A 20,561-nucleotide genomic window follows, 5' to 3' on the forward strand; every position below is an offset into this window, starting at 1 on the left:
GCGGAAATATGCGGGTTAGGCTGGATGAACGACGGGTGTCAGCAGCACCTGGGAGTCGGACTGTCATCATCTGCAGCCGAGGATGCACGCTTCCTCCGAAGCATCCCGTTGATCACAGATGCTGCGCATCCCACCCCCACCTTGACTGTAACCGCCCCTTGCGGACAGTTCCGCTGACATGCTCCGCACTCAATACAAGCATCACGCTCCGCGATTTCGACCCTGCGATCCGATGAAAGGAATACTCGGCGAGGACACACACAGAGACACATGCCGCACCCTGTACACTTGATCGGATCAAGGGAAAGGGTCACCACATCCCTCAGATAAAGTAATTTCTCCATAACCACCATCACGCTCCCATGACCACGGCCGCAGTCCAGGCGGCAAGTCCGGCTCCGGTAGCGGCAATCTCAAGGGGTAGCGCCCATCGCATTTCCTTATAGACTCCTGAGAGGGAGGTAAAGGTAGTGCAGCCGGTAAAATTCATTGCCAGATACGCAGCCATTGCGGGAACAGAAAATATGAGGAAAAGGACCTGAAGAGTGGTCCAGTCACATCTCGCAAAACCGAGCATCAACGCAAGGGCGATGAGACCGGCAATAAACCCCTTCAAAGAGAACCGCCTACCTGGAAGCCATGGCAGGAATAGGGGGGTAAAAATGGCTCCCGCCATGATGGAAGCACTCATGGCAATGATAGCAAGAATAGTAAAGTCTCGGGCAACGGGCCACGATAGACCGGACAGGAAAAAAGAAAATACTGCAAGAGCGACTGTTGCCGGTGCGGCTATCTTTAAAGCGGCCACGAGCTCAATTGGTACCAGAACTAGGCGTTCGAAGAAAGTGAAAGTCTTTTCCCTCATCACGGATGTAGCCTTGAGCCCATTTTTTAAGAATAAGGGAATGTCTCGTGAGTCGACAGGGCCGTAAATTACCAGAAATCCTGTACGTTTTCGTACTTCATGGGCTGCCACCCCAGGGGCGGCCAGTTGGGGAAGAATCAGCTCACGGTGCGAGACCACGCGGTCCAGTTCCGATGTTTTGATGCGGTTTACCAGTTCATCGGTACCGAAGGTGCCTTTGCCCGCAGCGCACCAGACGTTGATACCGTTGGTGTCAAGGACTAAGATCCAGACATCCATGCCCGTCAAAGAGGCTCGTAGACGGTCAAAAGTCATTTTGTAGTTTGCTGTTACCATGACGGGGGATTTGGGACCAGGTCTGCCCAGCGCATAAAGGCCTGGGTCCAGCATATGGCTCATACGGCCAATGTCCCAGCGTGCCTTCCAAGACCCGACTTTATCTCTCCACTTAAGCGTGGAAGAGACGCAGGGAACAGGACCTACAGGTGAATCTGCTGGGCCGTCTACGAAAGGCTGTTCCATGCGGCAAGGACTCAACCGAGTCCGTGTTTTAGGTCCTCAACAGGGCACCTCATCTGTTCGTTTTACCGGAAATATTTCCATTATGAATAGCTTAGGATACAAGACTGGCAAGAGTCAAGAGGCAATTGAGGAAAGAATACAGGCATAGGATGGCGGATAGAATTATTATCGCTATGACTAAAAACAGGAAATTTTGGCGAGAACTAAATGGTGAGTAGAAAATACTGCTTCCAAATATTATAATGTGCATTGGGCGGATAGAACCCGTTGACTAGGAGAAGACCGGAAAACAATTGAGGAGGATATGAGAATGAAAATAGTCGGGATCGTGGGAAGTCCGAGGGGTATCAAAGGAAACACAGCTGCTTTGCTCAGGTTGGTACTTGAAGGGGCGGAGAACCGTGGAGCCTCCACAGAGGCTGTTGCCATAGAGGGACACGAGATAAAACCTTGCCTGGGCTGCGATGTATGCCACGTAAAAGGGGTGTGCCCGCAAAAAGACTCCTTCAACGAAATCAAAAAAAAAGTTATGGAGGCCGACGGCCTTGTCTTGGCGAGCCCTAATTATATATTTCATGTGAGCGCCCAACTGAAAGTCTTTATAGACCGTTGCTGCGGGGTGGTCCATTGTCTGGAGTTTGAGGGGAAATATGGCGCTTCAGTCGTCACCTCCGGAGGAGGGGACGAGGAACCGATTGGGGACTATATGAATCATTTTATGGCGATTACAGGAGCCGTTCCGGTCGGCTCGGTGTGGGCCACGATGGGCCAGATTGACGGGTTTAACTTTCCAAAGACCATAGAAACACAGGCCCGAGCTCTCGGTGAGAAACTGGTGACGGCATGGGAGAACAGAGAGACAAATCCTCAGTATGACAATATATCGTCCCAGTTTAGGGAACGTATGAAGTCATTGATGCTCTGGCGCAAACATGAATGGCCTTACGAATATGCATATTGGAAGCAACACAAGGGATTGTCTAGCTGAAATCTGCTCCAAGCTCACTTTCTTGACATGGTGCGTGGGTTGGCGCATACTTTATAATTCCAATGAAAAAATATACTCTTCACCGGGATGTTTCAAAAAAATCATTCCTAATACCTTACGAAAAGGAACTGAACGAGGAGCAGTTGAAAGTCGTTCTAGCCGAGCCAGGGCCCATCCTCGTGATCGCGGGGGCGGGAAGCGGAAAGACCAGGGTCGTTACATACAGGGTAGCGCGGCTTCTGGAAGAGCGCGTATCTCCGAACAACATCCTACTCCTTACTTTTACGAACAAGGCGGCCCGTGAGATGTTGCACCGGGTCGAGCATCTAATGAAGATAGACACTAGGTATATTTGGGGAGGGACATTTCACCACATCGGGAACATGATCCTGAGGCAGCATGGCGACAAGGTTGGTTTCAGACGTAACTTCTCCATTCTCGACAATGAGGATGCAAAGGATCTCATAGAAGTGGTGGTGAAGGAGTCGAAGATAGACAGGAAGGCCAGAAGATTCCCAAAAGGGAGCGTCATCAAGGATATTATAAGCTACTCCCTCAATACCATGACGAGCGTCAATGACGCCATAGAGGTACGATCCCCGTATTTCATTGATTTAATTGATGAGATAACATCTATCCAGGTAAAATACATAGAGAAGAAGCGGGCGGCAAATGTGATGGATTTTGACGATCTCCTCTATTACTGGCACAAACTACTCGCCGAACATGAGGATCTCCGGGAGTCTTACGCCATGGCTTTTTCAAATATCCTTGTGGATGAATACCAGGATACGAACCGGATACAGGCGGAGATTATAGATTTCATGGGCTTCATCAACAGACAAGTCATGGTGGTGGGTGACGATGCCCAGAGCATTTACTCCTTCCGGGGCGCCGACTTTCAGAACATCCTCGAATTTCCCAAGAAATATGAAGAAGCCACGGTATTTAAGCTTGTGATGAACTACCGAAGTACCCCTGAAATTCTTGGTCTCGCCAATGATTCCATATCCCAGAACAGAAGGCAGTTTACGAAGGAGTTGCAAAGTGTCAAGAAGAGTGGCGTGGTACCGGTTGTGGCGCCGTCCAGGGACGTGATCCAACAGGGGGAATTTGTCGCCCAGAGAATACTGGAACTCCGGGACGAGGGTATTCCTCTGAGGGAGATAGCTGTTCTTTACAGGGCACATTATCACTGCATGGAACTCCAAATGGAGCTTACAAGAAGGGATATACCCTTCGAGATAAGAAGCGGACTTCGCTTCTTCGAGCAAGCCCACATCAAGGATGTGATATCTTATCTCAGGGTCGTCGTCAATCCGGATGACGAAGTATCATGGAAACGGATGTTGCAGATCTACCCGAAGATAGGCAAGCGAACTGCGGAACGAATCTTCCATCATGTGAAGACCTCCGGTAACCCCATAGAGCTTCTTATATCGAAAAAGCTAGGGGAGGTATTCAGGAACATCCAGGAGGATATTATCGAGACGTGGTCGAGACTGTTCAAAGACCTGTCGTGGCTTCACACTCAGGAAGCCCCGTCGGACATGATTTCGGCAGTACTCGAACACGGATATACGGAATATCTGAAATACAACTATCCGAATTATGAGGCGAGGCTTGAAGATATAGGCCAGCTTATAAACTTCTCGACCCAGTACCATTCTCTAGAAACTTTCCTAAGCGAACTCTCCCTTATGGGGGGGTTGAGCGGGGAAGAGATTGTGCCTGCGGAAAAGGATGAAGAAAGAGTCATCCTGAGTACGGTCCACCAGGCGAAGGGACTTGAATGGAAAGCCGTATTCATCATATGGTGTGCGGAAGGAAGGTTTCCCAATCCTAAAGCCGTAGAGGAGGGAAGTGTCGAGGAGGAGCGGAGACTTTTCTATGTGGCGTCGACGCGGGCCATGGATGAACTGTATCTCTGTTATCCCCTCCTGGTGTTTGACAAGCAGGTGGGCCATATTATCCTAAAGCCGTCGAGGTTCGTAGCCGAACTCCAGAGCAAGCATTACGAGGAGTGGCAGATCACGGATATAATGTAATCGACCCGTGCGATAGTTAGACGGTGCGATCAAGGCAGGCATTAGATTAAACTCTTGAAGCGCTTAGACCTTAAGACGCAAGGAGGAATGTGATGGCCGCCAAACCCAAGAGATTCACCATTTACCTGGACACTGAATTACACTTAAGTTGTTCGGCTTAAGGAGAGCAGCGCCACATGCGCCGGTCGGCCTTGGAACCGGTTAATGAGGCGGTAAGCGCTTATCTTACCGAAGATGAGGATGATGTTACCGTCTTTGAAAGAGGGACTCCCGAGTTCTTATTATTTTATGGCAAAATGATGGAAATGTTTAAGAATGGTGGTCCATATAGAAAAAAATGAGTTCATGAATTGTAACTGTATTTTGCTTTTATTTATGAATACGGCAGAATGAAATAGAAAAACTCAATGAGGGGTAGGGCCACGAAAAAGGAACAACTCAGGACACTTATTGATGTAGTGAAAGGGTCTGTAACGCCGGATGTGGTTATACGGAACGGCAGAGTTGTCAATGTATTCACGAACGAGATCCAGGATGGTCTCATGATCGTCATAAAGGACGGCATCATTGTTTCTATAGAAGAAGACAGAGATGTGCCGTTTTATGCGGGTGCGACTGTGATTGATGGGGAGGGCCAATATCTCTGCCCAGGGTTCATTGATGCCCACACTCACATTGATGCGGTCTATCTGTTTAATGAGTTCGTTCCTTATGCGATCCGGGGAGGCACCACTACGGTAGTCACCGAGACGACTATGATTGGTACGAGTTGTGGCATGATAGGACTTCTTTCTTATCTCGACAGCACGAAAGGCTATCCACTCAAATGCTACTTTGTAGCACCTCCCCTCACGCCTCCTTTTCCTAAAATGGAGGGAGCCAAGGGGATTACGTTCAAGGAATTTTCTACCCTTCTCAAGAGAGATGATTGTCTCGGCATAGGGGAAGCCTACTGGACGAAGACCGTGGAAGGGGAGGAGAGGATTCTGAAACAGGTGGCCCTCGCACTGTCCTTGGGGAAGAGAATTGACGGCCACTCGGCCGGTGCAAGAGGAAAGAACCTCACCCGGTACCTCCTCACGGGCGTTACGTCATGCCATGAGTCGATTCAAATGGATGAGGTCGTGGAGAAGCTCAGGTTCGGCCTTTATGTCATGATTAGGGAAGGGTTTGTGCGCCAGGAACTCCCCGAGCTTCATAAGATCAAGGATCTCGCTGCGGACAAGCGAAGAGCAATGCTGGTCTCTGATTCTTTTGACGCTGTCATGCTTCTGAATGATGGATATCTCGATTCGATTGCGCGGAAAGCGATAGCCCATGGGTTCAGCCCCATGGAAGCGGTCAAGATGGTCACTATAAACCCTGCCGATTACCTGGGGTTGCGCCATGTGGGTGCCATTGCCCCTTTAAGGCATGCCGATATCGTCTTTCTCAAGGATTTTGAAAAAGTGTCCGTGGACAGGGTAATGGCTGACGGCAAAATAGTCTTTGCTGGCGAGTCTTTTATGGGGGAAGCTCCCCGGTACCGGTTTCCAGGCCATGCGATGAACACCGTTCAGGCTGATAAGGTCACTGCAGACGATTTCATGGTAAAGGCCCGCGGGAAAGATAGTGCTATCAGGGTAATCCAGGTGGCAAGTCCTACCATAACGAGAGAAATAACCTACAAGCCCACAGTGAAAAACGGATTTCTGGAAAAGAACCTTGCCGAAGATATAATCCCCGTGGCGGTTATCAACCGGAACAAAGGAAAGAAGATAGGAAGGGGCTTCATCAAGGGTACCGGTATAAAAGACGGAGCCATTGCCACCACCATCATCTGGGATTCGTGCAACATACTCACGCTGGGGAGCAGCGAAGAAGACTTGAAAGAGGTTGTCAACAGGCTTATTGACATGAAGGGCGGCATTGCGATCTCGAAGCACGGAAAGATCATCTACGAATTACCCATGCCTGTCTTCGGACTTATGTCCCTTGCAGGCATGAAGGAGATTGCAGAAGAGACGAAAAAACTTGAAGAGAAGCTGAAAGAGATCGGCGTGTCCTTCGAAAAGCCGCTTCTCGCTATCCAGACGATCCCTTTCACCGGGCTTCCGTTCCTTCGGATCACGGACAAAGGTCTGGCTGACATAAGAAACAGGAAACTGGTTTCATTATTTTTACAGGAGGACCGCTGATTGCAGTGAATTCCTTTTTGGCAGATGGCGGGACCGGGAGCCTGAGTCTGCCTGGGATATTGAAGAATAAGTCACTTCCATTCTACCTTGTCCTCAGGGCCTGATTTATCAAGACTGGTTACGTATCTCCAGGATTCATGAACGCCGGACATAGTGGTGGCAGGAAAAAATGGTGGCCGCAAGAAATAACCCTCAGGAATCCAGACTTGATGGATCCAGTTTCCTCTCTGAAAGAGAACGGTTCAAGGCGTTCAATGTCCACTGGGGACTCATCGTAATGCTGATGTGATTGATTATGCAGACATATTTATCGTCCATGTCTATTGCCAGGAATTATGAAGTGTTATCTTACCAGACTGCCCCGATGCGCTCTGGCTCTGGACCCGCTGGATCACCTCGTGTATGCATCGGGCTTTGAATATATGATGATGTTTTTTGCCAACACACATCACCTAATATGGTGGGAGGAGGGCAGGATAATCAGCTTTTTTTAAGGTTTGGTTCTGGTTTTTGCCCGGCTGGTGGAGGTCGGTTTGCGGCGCATAAATTGTGATTGTCGAGGCTTAAGCCCCTCACCGTTCCTATTTTTTGTGATACGAGTGTGGACGGCTTCTGGAATCTGAATGGAGGCGCCTTCCGAGTGAGTGGGCTTCCTCAGTGTAGTTAAATATCGCCAAGCCTAGTGTTTTTGGCGCTGGCCATCGGCCAGAATCTCTTACTCATTGCTGCTAGCTGGCGGATGAGCCTACCATAGGCAACCATTGTCACCCCGCCTATTATTTTCGGATGGGAGACGCTTTTCTCATGCCTTATTTACCGCTTGGTTTTATGGCCTTTTGGGTTCCTTCTTTCCTTGAAGCAGTTCTCTTGGGGTCATGTACGCAGTTGGGATTTTGGGGTTTATAAGCCTTCGCCTAACCCGCTCTGCCACCGATTAAGCCGTTACAAGCGGATAACGCTGGTCTCGTGGAGGTTTTTATGAAGGGCAGGTTTTACTTGGGGGAGCCAATTTTATGTTCTGTCCCGGCGGTAAGCCTTTTTATGTTACCTAAGTGCTTCAGGATGATAAGAGAGCCTATGGCGAGTGACAAATATACATATATGGGGTCGGCCTTGAGGCTGTAAAGGATCAAAGGCATGACTGCGGTCCCGGCGATGGATCCTGCGGACACATACCGCCATTTCAGGAGCACAAGAACGAAGACAACGAAACTGAGGAGTATGGCTATAGGAGTGAGGGCGAGATAAACTCCGAGAGCGGTGGCAACGCCCTTGCCGCCCTTGAATCTGAGAAATACAGGAAAAAGGTGGCCCACAAAGGCAGCAAAGCCGATTGCGATGACCAGAACAACTGGAAAGCCGGCGCGGAGGGCGAGAAAGGTTGGGGCGAAGCCTTTTGCCATGTCTCCCGCGAGTGTGATGATGCCTGCCACTTTCCCTGCGGTTCTCATCACGTTGGTCGCGCCTATGTTCCCGCTTCCCATGTTTCTGGGGTCCTTTCCTCTTAACTTTGAGAGGATCACGCCTACTGGTATTGAACCGACGATGTAGGCAGCGACGACAAAGGCGGCTTCATACATGTCGTAAGGATAGTAAACCAAGGATGTCTTGTCAATCTATTTGCCATGCTCCACGGATGGACGCGCAGCGTCATTTAATATCCCTGCATATTGGTTATGTAATTACGGAGCAGTATTAAATACTGCAAAAATCAGATTTCTATGGAAGGCGAATATCTTATGCTGATGACGCACTGGTATGGCATGCACAGGATGTATGCACAATGTTTCTTTTTGCCGTTATTCTGTTTTCCAATAGTTCGCCTGCTTTCACTGAGACAAATTAGACCGCCTCCACCGGGCGACCTGTTTCAATGAGATGGAAGCTAGATCCCCAGCAAGAGGACAGACCGGGACGGCGAGTTTCAAGCAGGCACTAAATGGTCTAACCGAGATTTGTCACGACAACCAGCAGTTGTGCCCTCATTGATACCCTGCTGACCTTATGTGGAATAGGGGCACCTCCCAAAGCTGATTGCATCTATCCGTGGCGAGTCATCATGGCTGATGTAGACACCAAGGGTGTTGTGTGAGATACAGCGACTGGTGTCTTCCGGACAAAAACGAACTTGTGGGTCTCTTTTACCACTCACAGAAAAGTCTCCTATCCTGCCGTCCCTTCTAGATGTACTTGATGCGGCCGACATGACATTTACAACCTTGGTGAGGCAGGTAAATTCAGTACCGTAAATTTTGTGAGTTCTTTCACAGTGCTCATATCGCCGTCCTTCACGAGAAACTTTGGATAAGATTGCTTTTGTTGTCGCCGCGACAACAAACAGGACACGAGACGATGGACAGGTAACAAAACCTGACATCAACTTGACCTCTCTTACGGATGATACCGCTCATTTTGCCATTTCCCGCTCTAATGACAAATGCGTGGCATTATCTGTTCCGTACGTGCTGAAGCCGAGGAAGGGTTGTCAGTTCAGAGTAACATTCTTCCCCAAGCAGCACCCCGCAAGGAGAAGCAGCCCCAGGCAACCAGGAGAGCCATCCTGGCGGTTTCTTCGGACGATCTCTCGTCACCTTAGGTTCGCATAACGCTACAGGGCAAGGCGGGCCATGATCACGAAATCTGTTGACATTTGGAGCGGATATGAGTAAAATGCATCCCTTAAGCAACAGGAAACGGAGGCGTTTATGGCAAGAGTTTGTGAAATATGCGGTAAAGGCAAACAGATCGGATACAATGTGAGCCATGCGAACAACAAGACAAAACGGGAATGGCTCCCTAATCTACAAACAGTACACATAGTAACAAATGGGGTAACAAAAAAGACGAGACTTTGCACAAAGTGCATCAAGAAGGGCAATTTCAAGAAAGCTGTCTGATCCCTCATTGTACCCCGTATTTTCCGCAAAAAATATTTTCTTTTTTCCGGCTTGGGTGTGACGCTGAGGCATTGAAGGGAATGACTTATCGGTGTGAGGTTTGCTTATCTTCCATGCCTTTTGCCGGCATATAGCTGGTTTACACTGTACCCCGAATCCTTTCGACCGCCCTTATTCCTTTAATCTTCTGTATTGATTTGATCAATTTCTGCAATTGGGACATATGGCCTACATCAATCTCATAGAGAGCAGCAGCCGACCTGTCTGGGTAGGACATGGCTTTGGCGCTACGTATGTTTATCTTGGCCGATGACAGAATATTGCTGATCTCGGTAAGAAGCCCCTTCCTGTCGTCTCCCGATATTCGCAGTTTTACGGGATAGGTTAGGTCTTTGTTTAGTTCCCATGACACCTTGATTGTTCTCTGCTCGTCAAAGGTGTGGACGTTTGGGCAGTCCTCGACATGCACGGTAAGCCCACGTCCTCGCGTGATAAAACCGAAGATTGAATCTCCTGGAATAGGGTTGCAGCACTGGGCCAATTTCACCACGAGCCCGTCCACGCCTTCAATCTTGATAGAAGTGTCCTTGGTTCTTTTAATGGTGTGGATCAGGTTCTTTAGTCTGCTCGGTTTTTTGCTTTCCGGAATCACCTTGCCCAGTACGGTCAGTGCAGTGTAGAGACCATAACCAACACTGGCAAAGAGGTCATTTTCGGTTTCAAAACTGAAATCTTTCGCTATAGAAAGAAGTTCGTCAGACTTGAACATTTTATTGAAACTCATGTCGTGCTTGGCAAGCTCCTTCTCAATTAGTGCCTTGCCCAGTTCAATACTTCTTTCTCGTTGTTCCGTTTTGATCCACTGTCTGATCTTCATTTTCGCCTTGGACGTGGCGACGAAGCCCAGCCAATCCTTACTCGGTTTGTGGGTCGAATTGGTGAGAATCTCGATTGTGTCTCCGCTTTTCAGCGCATATCGGAGGGGAACGATCTTGTTATTCACTTTTGCGCCGATGCACTTGTGCCCCAAATTCGAATGAATCGTATAGGCGAAATCGACTGGCGTTGCGCCCTTGGGAAGTTCTCGTACATCACCTTTAGGTGTAAACACATAAACTTCGTCCGGAAAGAGGTCAATCTTGAATACCTCCATGAATTCCTTACTATTTTTCAGATCCTGCTGCCACTCTATGATTCGCCGAAGCCACGCGAAGATCTTGTCTTCTTTTGCGTCAAAGACCGTTCCCTCTTTGTATTTCCAGTGGGCGGCTATCCCCTCTTCTGCAATTTGGTGCATCTCATGAGTTCTTATCTGGATTTCGATTTTTTCGCCGTAGGGTCCTATCACTTTTGTATGGAGGGACTGGTACATATTTCCTTTAGGCAGGGCGATATAGTCACTGAATTTACCGGGAATAGGCTTAAAGAACGAATGGATGTAGCCCAGGGTCTCATAACATTCCTTTATGGTATCCACAATTATCCTGAATGCAGTCAGGTCATAGATATTATCGATATTTACCCCTTGGAGAACCATCTTCTTGTAAATACTGTAAAACCTCTTGGCCCTTCCTGAAATTTCCGCCATGATGCCTACTTCGGCCAGTTTGGTCTTTATGAGGTCTTTTACCTCAGTGATATACGTTTCTTGTTCCTTCTTCTCTTTTGTTATTTTTTCTTTTATTAGGTCGAATTCGACGGGTTTGATATACTTGAACGATTCATCCTCAAGCTCTCCTTTGAGCCATTCAATGCCAAGCCTGTGGGCAAGGGGGGCATAAATATCGAGAGTCTCTCTGGCGATCTTTATCTGCTTGTCTCTGGGGAGAAAGTTGAGAGTCTTCATGTTGTGATAGCGGTCGGCAAGTTTTACGAGGATAACCCTTATATCCTTGCTCATTGCAAGGATCATTTTCCTGTAGCTCTCAACCTTCGAATCCTCTGAGGCCTTCATCTGTATCTTACTGATCTTTGTTACCCCGTCGACAAGTTCGGCAATCTCCTTACCGAAGTAAAGCTCAACCTCTTCCTTACTTACATAGGAATCTTCAATGGTGTCATGGAGGAGTCCGGAGACCACGCTCTGAACGTCGAGGTTCATTTTTGTGAGCGTATAGGCAACCTCCAGTGGATGGATAAGGTAAGGTTCACCCGAAAGCCGTGTTTGACCTTTGTGGGCCTTGGCGGAGAAGATATACGCCTTCTCAATCATAGGTATGTCGGCGTCGGGGTTATATTTCAGGATTTCGTCAACAATGTCGTTAAGCCTGATCATCTTTTTACCTACTGCAACGGGCAATAGTGTACCCATTTTATTCAGTTCTCATCAATAAAAAGAAAAGCTACACATATTCCCACTATACCATAACATAAGCAAAGGAAAATCACAATAAGGAATGTGGAGCGCGGAAGAGGAAACGCAGAGTGTGACGAAAACAGGTGACAAGGCAAAAGTTTGATTCAGGTCTTTCAGCCTCTTTAGGGCAGGCATGACAGAGAGGATGCGCAGGCATATTAACAGTGAGTGTGTAAGGCGTTTTTGTTTTCATGCGATGGTTCGACTCAAGCAAATTGCAAACTCAAAACCAGCCCAACACCCCTTAAACATCTAGGCCCTTCCATTTGCCCTTCCATTTGCGGTACTATATGCGCATGCTAAAGGGAGAGGGGCGTACCCATCTTGATATCAAGGGTCAAATTGAAAGGATAACTTACCAGAACGACGAGAACGGCTACACGGTCGCCAAAATGAGAGTGCAGGGTCGTGGAGGACTGGTGACTGTCGTTGGAACCCTTTTTTCCGTGAGCGCCGGGGAGATGCTTGAACTGAGCGGTTACTGGGACAGCCATCCCCGCTGGGGCGAGCAGTTCAAAGTGGTCTCATTCCAGACCATCCTTCCCGCTACTGTAAAAGGGATAGAGAAATATCTCGGCTCCGGTATGATCAAAGGAATAGGTCCTGTAATGGCAAAAAGGCTGGTAGCCTGTTTCAGCGAGGAGACCCTCCAGGTTATCGAGGAAAATGTGGAAAGGCTTCAGGAAGTCCCTGGAATAGGCATGAAGAGGATCGGGATGATTAAAGCGGCTTGGGAAGAGCAGAAAGATATACGGGACGTGATGATCTTCCTCCAGGGCCAGGGGGTAAGCCCTGTCTACGCAGTGAAAATATACAGGCAGTATGGGAAGGAATCGGTAAACGTGGTTACGGAGAACCCTTACCGGCTTGCCACAGACATATTTGGCATAGGCTTTCTCACGGCTGACAGAATTGCAGCGAAGCTCGGAGTGGCGAAGGACTCGCCTCTTAGGGCAGAGGCAGGTATTCTCTATGTGCTAAACCAGCTTTCCGACGACGGCCATGTCTATTATCCTTACGGACCGTTGGTCAAGAAGTGTTCGGAAGTACTCGAAGTGCGGGAAGATGTGTTACCCCTGGCCTTTGAGAGAATCGACCGGGAAAGAAAAATCGTGATAGAAGGGCCTGCTGTGCTTCCTCCAGGGCAATGTCTTCTGCCTGATGAAGATGACCTCACGCCTGTCTACCTTGGCCGTCTTCACGTCTCGGAAACAGGTATCTCGGCGCGTCTCATGGCCATTATGGAATTTAAGAAACAGCTCCGCCTCATAAACGTGGACCAGGCCGTAGACTGGGTCCAGCGCGACCTAAAAATAGCCCTTTCTTCCCAGCAGATTGATGCAGTCAAGGCTTCGGTCAACAGTAAGGTCATGGTGGTCACCGGTGGCCCTGGTACAGGAAAGACGACCATAATCAACGCGATCATAAAGATTTACCGCAAAATGGGTCAGAGGACCCTTTTGGCAGCCCCCACCGGCAGGGCGGCAAAAAGAATGATGGAGACTACCGGCCAGGAGGCGAAGACGATACACCGGCTTCTTGAATTTAGCCCCGGCAGCGGGTCTTTTAAGAAGAATGAGACGAACCCCCTTGAGGCTGATCTTATCATTATTGACGAGACTTCCATGGTCGATACGGTACTCATGTATCATTTTCTCAAGGCTGTTCCGGTAAAAGCGACTTTGATTCTTGTGGGTGATGTGGATCAGCTTCCCTCCGTTGGCCCAGGAAACGTCCTTAAAGATATTATTGCCTCTGGATGTCTTCCCACCGTGAGGCTCAACGAGATATTCAGGCAGTCGAGGCGGAGCATGATCATCGTGAACGCTCACCGGATCAATAATGGCGAAATGCCCTTCTTTACTCCCGACGAAGATCGCCTCCACGATTTCCGTTTCTTGGTTGTAGATGAACCGGAGGAAGCCCTCGCAAAGATCGTAAACCTCTGCAAGGACGATGTCCCTTCGCGGTTCGGGTATCATCCGGTAAGAGACATCCAAGTGCTGACACCCATGCACAGGGGGGTGGCCGGCGTGGCAAATTTGAATATTGAGCTCCAGAAGACCCTCAATCCAGGAGGAGATGAGATCGTGAGGGGAGGGAAGACGCTCCGGGTTGGAGATAAGGTCATGCAGATCCGGAATAATTACGACAAGGACGTCTATAATGGAGATATTGGCACCATTGTCAAGATAGATCATGAAGAGCAGGAAGTGAGAATTGATTACGACGGTAGGGTCACTGTATACGAGTATATGGACTTAGACGAAGTCGTCCATGCCTATGCCACCTCTGTTCATAAATCGCAGGGCAGTGAATACCCAGTGGTCATCATTCCCGTACTCACTCAACACTTCATGCTTCTCCAGAGAAATCTCCTCTATACTGGCATCACGAGGGGCAAGAAATTGGTGGTTCTGGTGGGCACGAAAAAGGCCCTTGCCATTGCTATTAAGAACAACAAACCGCAAAAGCGGTACACCAGGCTCAAGGAACGGCTCAAAGCAAACAAAGATACGAATGTACCAGTTCCGAAACTCCAGGTGTTTTAACGCGGGCAAGAGCTTTCCTGTAAGCCTCTGCCACCCGCCTCAACTGCTCTTTGCCACAAGGGATCCTCATGCTCCTTGGAAAGTATCCACAGGTTTTAACTGTCTATGTGCGAATCAGATCTTTTTATCGCATAAGGTCAACGCGCCTCTTTCCTTGACCGTCTTACTGAAGGTTGGAATGGCCACGGTGCCATATACGCTCAATTTTAGAATCGGATAAACATACACCGAAGGGTCAGGGAGTAGCAGGGAGATATATATAGAATTTCCTTCCCGACCGACCCGTCTCAATAAAAACCAGTTTCAGGCTACCGCCTATTATACTGGACGAAGAACGGGGCGTGGTTACTGGTGAATATGGGGGGATCTCGACGGATTATGGGAGCTATGGCCGGGTGCCTCTTAAACTCCTTATCTAGGAATATTCTGACTTCCCTCCTCCCCCACCCCTTCGGATGCACGAAATCACTGTACAAAGAGAGATTGCCTTCGTAGAATTCTCCCGTATTGAGCCGTTTCCCCTCCTCTGAATTTACGGGCATATTGAAGATGGCCACATTCAAGAAGTCGATACAGTCCGCATGGTCTGCGCTGAATCGGAGCGTCTTCCTCGCCTCTTTTTCTGTCTCCGACGGAGTTCCGAAGAGAAGGTAAACATAAGTTGCAATACCCACATCCTTAAGAGTCGTCAGGACCTTTGATGCTGTTGCCAGGTTGCTCCCTTTCTGCATGGCCTCAAGGACTCCCTGGTCCCCTGATTCGAGGCCGAGCTTGAGCATAACGCAGCCCGATATTTTAAGGGCATAGCAGAGATCAGGGTCTGCAAGGTGCTGAGTAATCCTTGCAAAACCGTACCATGGCGCACCGGGGGGATTCTTCGCCAAAGTCCTCATTAGCGAAGGGCTGATCGCGTTGTCTGTGATGTGGATCATGGAGGGCATGACCTTTTCGGAAAGCTCTCTCAAATCCAAGGCAACCGACTTGTCGGCCGTTTTTACATAGAGGCTCCCTTCCGCCTTTTCAGGACAGAACGCGCACTGGTTCCAGTAGCAACCGGAAGAGGCGCTGTAGGGGAGGACTGCACGAGGGGACAGATAGCGGTCCATGGGCAGGTCGTCGTAGACGGGAAGGATATGTGGCCGGGCGCTTGCTTCTTTGCCGGCTAGAGAAAGGAGCGGCTTCTCACCCGGGCCTGCGATGAGGTGATCAACGAGCCCCCCGAAGAGATTGGACCACCCAGGCCTCTTCATCCAGGAAGTGACGAGACCTCCTCCCAAAACTATCTGCATATCGGGATGTTTTCTCTTGAGATAGCCGATCATGGCAAACGCGGTGAGGGCCTGGCTCAGGTAATTAAGAGAAAATCCTGCAAAGGCGGACTGCTCCTCTTCGATAATCCCGGAAAGCCTTTCACGGAAATATGGATAGAACGGATTGTTTTCGGGCTCTTCCGCCGCCCGTATAAGGTCGGCGCTCTTGACTGGAGAAAGAGATGTATTTCGGTAATTGCCGAGCCCCACATGGACCCCTTTCTCCAGCGCTGCCATTTCGAGTACTTTATTTACATCGAAAACCACTCTCCGGTAACGGTCGGGAGTTGAGTAGATCAAGCGGTCTCTCAACGAGGAAAGATTCTGCTCCATATTCTTCACCGCCCGCTTTCCCCACGTATCATAAGGGTTCCGGTCCATTCCAAGGAGGAAAAGAATTCCCTCCAGGTTTGCATCAACGAGCCGGCATGCCACGCCGTGGGCACGGCATGCGCCCATAAGTCTTGCCATGCCGGGAGGCGGTTCGGAAGGTTTGACAATTGGAGGGTGGATCAGGATCATAGTTTTTACAAAGTACTCCAGTGTAGAATAAGAAACTTACACAGTCAACCAAGATAAGAATAGTCGCTGTATTTTCGCGAGATTATGGTCACAGTCAAAACATGCATTTAAATCGACTCGCGTGAAGAAACTGCAGATGCTAAGTATGATTCCCCTTAAGAAGTTTCTGTATTGCTCTCAAGTTTATCTGTTTTTTGTTTGAATGATAATTTATTCAGGCGGGACGAGGTATGGAATGGAAATCTGAGGAACACTCGAAATATCGCATTCTTGTTGCGTACGATAACGTGGCGGCCTTAGGAGTTACTGGCGGCTCAAATCGGATGATAGGCTGTGAGAGGATATTCCAGTTATCTTTCTCACTGTGCATGGTGCAGCCATGAACAAATCCAGGTTATTCGGAACGGGCGCCGCGGATTTAAAGTCCGTGGACGTCACTGCCGGCTACGAACTCATGCAAAAGTTTGGAATTTCCTGGCAACGGACTGAAGTCAGCAGGAAAGAATGGTCTCGTGACGGTATATCTTGAGACAGGCACTGAATTTGCTTGAATCTTCCGTGAGTGACAATGGCCCGGCATAGTCCCAGACCGCCTCGGGAAAATATTCGATGAATTTGGCCAAACTGAAGGCGCGGCCGGATACAAGACTTATTCCGAAGGGTTGGGTTTTACTTTTTACAAGTTGGTGGTGGAAACCCATGGCGGGCGGGTAGGCATGGAAAGCACACCTGGCAACGGAAGTACTTTCTGGTTTGAGTTCACGAGAAATCCATGATGTGGGCCGTCTTTTTTGCAAGAATGGGAACCGATAGGATGATTCCTACGGAATGCGCCAGCTTCTTTTTGTTCATGATACAATTTTCCGGAAAATATGGTTATAATTAGCTTGTAGCTGAGTCAAATATCAGGAGGGGTTAATGAAACCATCTTTCATGTACGTACTTCTTTCCCTTGTTTTGTTATCCATTTCAGGCTGTGGGTACAATGCTATGCAACGGAATGAGGAAGCGGTAAAGGCCGCGTGGGGAGACGTGGAGGCATCGTATCAGCGGAGGAACGACCTCATCCCCAACCTGGTGGAAACGGTGAAAGCTTACGCAAAACACGAACGGGAAACCCTTCAGACCGTTACGGAAGCGAGGGCGAAAGTAGGCAGCATTCAAGTCGGGAAGAATATAACCGACGACTCCACGGCGCTGGCTCAGTTTCAGCAGGCCCAGTCCTCCATGGCGAGCGCTCTGTCCCGTCTTATGGTTGTGGTGGAGAAGTACCCGGACCTGAAGGCAAATCAAAACTTCAGGGACTTGCAACACCAACTGGAAGGCACCGAAAACAGGATTAACGTGGCAAGGGTGCGGTACAACAGAGCAGTGCAGGAGTTTAACGTCTCTGTACGAACATTTCCCAACAGCTTAACAAACAGCCTGCTCCTTCACCTCCAATCAAAAGAACCTTTTAAGGCTGAAACAGGGGCGGAAAAGGCGCCGCGGGTGACATTCTGAGTGAGGAAAATAAGAAACAAGAAGCTGGAAATGAAAAATAGCGGGACAACAGTGGTCTTGGGGAAAACCAGACCGGTTTGGAGATGCTTTTTGGGTGTCGTGTCTGTTCTCTTTCTTTTGTGCTTCATTGTTCTTACTCCCAACTGCATGGCTCTTGATGTGCCGCCGCTCAGAGGCTATGTTAATGATTACGCGGGGATGATTTCGCCGGCGGCTAAAGTGAAGATCGAAACGGAGCTCCGTAATTTTGAGCGGTTCGAATCCACACAGATTTTCATCCTCGCCATCCCCAACCTCCAAGGGGAGTCCCTGGAAGATTACTCTATCAAGGTGGCCGAAAACTGGAAGGCAGGCCAGAGACTCAGGGATAACGGCGTTCTTCTCCTGGTAGCGAGGGCTGATCGCAAGGTCAGGATTGAGGTGGGCCGCGGTCTTGAAGGGCGGCTTACCGACATTAACGCGGGACAGATTGTGGACCTCGTGATCAAGCCTAGATTCAGCAAGGATAATTTTGACGAAGGCTTCGCCGCCGCCGTCTCGGCAATCATTGACGCCACGAGGGGCGAGTTCAAGGCTCAGCCGCGCATTGCCCCGCAAAAAGGCGACTCTTTTTCGCCTTTCTTTTTCCTCTTCATCTTTGGCGGGATTGCGTTGTTGTTCATATCCGACATTTCCCGTGCCCTGGGCGCCATAACAGGCGCGATAGGCCTGCCAGCACTGATCTACTTTACCCTTTTCCCCTTGGGGATTATCCCACTCATCATCCTCGGCCTTGTGGGGTTCGCCGTCGGACTTTTTTTGCCCATGCTTTTTTCCGGTTGGGGCTCAGGCAGAGGCTTTGGGGGACCATGGGGAGGCGGTAGCGTTGGCGGCATGGGCGGATTTGGCAGAGGCGGTGGTTTCGGAGGCAGAGGCGGTGGTTTCGGAGGCGGAGGCGCCTCAGGAGATTGGTGACGAGACGCTCTCTGATATTTACCCTTTCTTTGGATTCCGAAAATTTTTTGGGAGACATGGCAGCATGCCCACCGCGATGTCAAGTAAGAGGGGAGGGAACGACAGGTTTATAGTCAAGTCTTTGGATTCCGCGTCAGGTGTGGAATGACGGCAAAAATACCCACCTGCCAATGCGTCACATTTAAAGCATTTAAGGGTCTGTGACCAAAGAACAGGCAATATCTAGAAAGCTTATTCTTGCCTCTCAGAACTCAGAGCCAGCTTTTCTCTTCCATGATGTTCGTTATACTCTGTCCATGGGTCCATTTTTTGTTCTTTTGGTGCCATCCTTGCTCGTTTGAGACAATTCCTGCTCCTTGGGAGGTTTGATAGCCAGAGGGATCATTCCATTGTCACTCTTGAGTCTGGCGGAGCGTACTGGTTCGGGGAAATCTCATAATTTACGATCTCGGTGACAGAAAAGTAGTTATAAGGACCAAGGGAACCTCCTGTCAGTCATTTCTGAAAGAGGTGGTCCAAGGTAACTGCAAAACCAAGGGGCTTGTTGCCATTGAGTCTGATAATGGTACCATGTCCTGGACATGGGTGGCAGATTCAAGGCAGTTTTTTCCACTAAGCGCTCACTGATTAAGGATGCCCCGGAAGTCCTCTCGGACAGTTTCAGGGCGCAATCCCGAAGATTGGTCAGCGTTCGAGAAAAAATTCGTCCTTCTCGCTACCACCCGCATCTTTTGTGACGAAAGAATAGCCAGCTTTCTTTCTGGTCACTACGATGTAGCGGAAAAGGTCGCTGTCTTTCGGAAAGAACTTGGAGTTCCCCCCGCACGCCGCGCTGATCACGTAAATGATTCCATCTTTCTCATGCCTTAAATAGAGATGATCATGACCCGCCGCCACAAGGGCGACCCGCTTCTGCGTGAAGAGTTTATGGAGTCTGTTCCGCTCCTCCTTGTGTCGGTCAAGCCCGTGGCCGCTTATCAGAGGATAGAGGGGCTCGTGAAGGAACACAAACTTGTACTTGAATGACCTGCTGAGTTCCGTTGTGAGCCAGTCGAACTGCTCTCCCGCAACCATACCCTCTTCGCCGGGAAGCTCGGTATTTAGGATCACAAAGAGCGTGTCTCCGTCCGAAAAGGAGTAATAGAGCTTGGGAAAGAACCGGAAATAGACTGAAAGAGACTGTTTCCCTTTGATGTCGTGGTTACCGGGTGCAAAATACATTGTCTTGTCGGGTCCTGTGATTTCGAAGAATTTCCTCCACTGGTTCAGGTTTCCCGGGTTATGTATGGCGTCACCTGTATGAAAAATCATGTTTATATTTTGTCTCTCAATTATGCGAATGAAGTTTTGGTATACCGAGTCAGCGGAACCGATATGGGAGTCGCTTATAATGGCAAAGGTTGTTGGCTCCGCTAGGGCAAAGAACGGGAAAAATACAAAAAACAGTATGGTGAGTAATGTAGTTCTTCGGTTTCTCATCATTAAAGTCTCCAGACGATTCCACGTTGGCGCACCGCAATGTGCTTCACCAAGCAGATACCTCCCGGACACCTCCTTTGGGCGTGACTGGAATCACTATACAACAAATGGAAGGAGAATAAAATATCCCGGAATCCCCTAAATAGGCCCTGCACTCTCCCGTTGTCTTGAGCATGACCCGCCCATTCGCCTGCTTTGCGTTGTCGAATCGAGTAGATGTGTCCATTATAAGCCCCCGTCCTTTCCTGTAATTTAGATAAGCAGTTTTACAGGCTTTCTTATCTACCCGGGCGCTGGTAATCAGAATGGAGAAGGGCAATGCTCCCCTAATGGCTGTCCTGTAGCTTAACAATTTTTTCTCTTCGCCATGTCGGTTACTTCAGATTCG

14 protein-coding genes are annotated in these 20,561 nt (G+C 49.2%); 8 read left to right on the forward strand and 6 right to left on the reverse strand.

Features of this window, described 5'->3' with window-relative positions; genetic code table 11:
- Positions 1–38: 38 nt before the first annotated feature.
- Complete coding sequence (locus LBQ00_08310; GenBank protein ID MDR2018849.1) at positions 39–344, reverse strand: 4Fe-4S binding protein; 306 nt, start codon at positions 342–344, stop codon at positions 39–41.
- Positions 345–352: 8 nt separating this feature from the next.
- Positions 353–1,264, reverse strand: a complete 912-nt coding sequence (locus tag LBQ00_08315) for an acetyl-CoA synthase subunit gamma (protein MDR2018850.1) — start codon at positions 1,262–1,264, stop codon at positions 353–355.
- A 433-nt stretch (positions 1,265–1,697) separates the two neighbouring features.
- Here LBQ00_08315 and LBQ00_08320 point away from each other — a divergent pair, with 433 nt between their 5' ends.
- The 3 genes from LBQ00_08320 to LBQ00_08330 all read left to right on the forward strand — a co-directional run bounded on the left by LBQ00_08320 (position 1,698) and on the right by LBQ00_08330 (position 6,600).
- Positions 1,698–2,375 (forward strand): flavodoxin family protein, encoded by a 678-nt coding sequence (locus tag LBQ00_08320; GenBank protein ID MDR2018851.1) that lies wholly within the window; start codon positions 1,698–1,700, stop codon positions 2,373–2,375.
- Positions 2,376–2,437: 62 nt separating this feature from the next.
- On the forward strand, positions 2,438–4,423 hold the full coding sequence (locus LBQ00_08325) for an ATP-dependent helicase (protein ID MDR2018852.1): 1,986 nt from the start codon (positions 2,438–2,440) through the stop codon (positions 4,421–4,423).
- A 407-nt stretch (positions 4,424–4,830) separates the two neighbouring features.
- A complete protein-coding gene (locus tag LBQ00_08330; GenBank protein MDR2018853.1) occupies positions 4,831–6,600 on the forward strand; it encodes an amidohydrolase family protein in 1,770 nt (589 codons plus the stop codon).
- Between the two features lie 992 nt (positions 6,601–7,592).
- Here LBQ00_08330 and plsY read toward each other — a convergent pair.
- Positions 7,593–8,201 carry a glycerol-3-phosphate 1-O-acyltransferase PlsY gene (gene plsY / locus LBQ00_08335; protein MDR2018854.1) on the reverse strand — a complete coding sequence of 203 codons (609 nt, stop codon included), beginning with the start codon at positions 8,199–8,201 and terminating at the stop codon, positions 7,593–7,595.
- Positions 8,202–9,305: 1,104 nt separating this feature from the next.
- Here plsY and rpmB point away from each other — a divergent pair.
- On the forward strand, positions 9,306–9,497 hold the full coding sequence (rpmB, locus tag LBQ00_08340) for a 50S ribosomal protein L28 (GenBank protein MDR2018855.1): 192 nt from the start codon (positions 9,306–9,308) through the stop codon (positions 9,495–9,497).
- Positions 9,498–9,636: 139 nt separating this feature from the next.
- Here rpmB and LBQ00_08345 read toward each other — a convergent pair whose 3' ends face one another.
- The gene (locus tag LBQ00_08345) at positions 9,637–11,808 is read right to left on the reverse strand and encodes a bifunctional (p)ppGpp synthetase/guanosine-3',5'-bis(diphosphate) 3'-pyrophosphohydrolase (protein MDR2018856.1); all 2,172 of its coding nucleotides are present in this window, start codon (positions 11,806–11,808) and stop codon (positions 9,637–9,639) included.
- Between the two features lie 335 nt (positions 11,809–12,143).
- Between LBQ00_08345 and LBQ00_08350 the strand changes: the two genes are divergently transcribed.
- The gene (locus LBQ00_08350; GenBank protein MDR2018857.1) at positions 12,144–14,405 is read left to right on the forward strand and encodes an ATP-dependent RecD-like DNA helicase; all 2,262 of its coding nucleotides are present in this window, start codon (positions 12,144–12,146) and stop codon (positions 14,403–14,405) included.
- Positions 14,406–14,713: 308 nt separating this feature from the next.
- Here the strand turns inward: LBQ00_08350 and LBQ00_08355 are convergent, their stop codons facing one another.
- Positions 14,714–16,237 carry a radical SAM protein gene (locus tag LBQ00_08355; protein MDR2018858.1) on the reverse strand — a complete coding sequence of 508 codons (1,524 nt, stop codon included), beginning with the start codon at positions 16,235–16,237 and terminating at the stop codon, positions 14,714–14,716.
- A gap of 578 nt (positions 16,238–16,815) precedes the next feature.
- On the opposite strand from LBQ00_08355, the gene LBQ00_08360 reads away from it, so the two are divergent.
- The 3 genes from LBQ00_08360 (at position 16,816) to LBQ00_08370 (ending at position 18,694) form a co-directional block, all read left to right on the forward strand.
- A complete protein-coding gene (locus LBQ00_08360; protein ID MDR2018859.1) occupies positions 16,816–17,013 on the forward strand; it encodes a hypothetical protein in 198 nt (65 codons plus the stop codon).
- 142 nt (positions 17,014–17,155) lie between these two features.
- Positions 17,156–17,740 (forward strand): LemA family protein, encoded by a 585-nt coding sequence (locus tag LBQ00_08365; GenBank protein MDR2018860.1) that lies wholly within the window; start codon positions 17,156–17,158, stop codon positions 17,738–17,740.
- Complete coding sequence (locus tag LBQ00_08370; GenBank protein ID MDR2018861.1) at positions 17,741–18,694, forward strand: TPM domain-containing protein; 954 nt, start codon at positions 17,741–17,743, stop codon at positions 18,692–18,694.
- 684 nt (positions 18,695–19,378) lie between these two features.
- Here the strand turns inward: LBQ00_08370 and LBQ00_08375 are convergent.
- A complete protein-coding gene (locus tag LBQ00_08375) occupies positions 19,379–20,176 on the reverse strand; it encodes a metallophosphoesterase (GenBank protein MDR2018862.1) in 798 nt (265 codons plus the stop codon).
- Positions 20,177–20,561: the final 385 nt, after the last annotated feature.

The organism is Syntrophobacterales bacterium, assembly GCA_031274925.1.
Lineage (GTDB): Bacteria > Desulfobacterota > Syntrophorhabdia > Syntrophorhabdales > Syntrophorhabdaceae > PNOM01.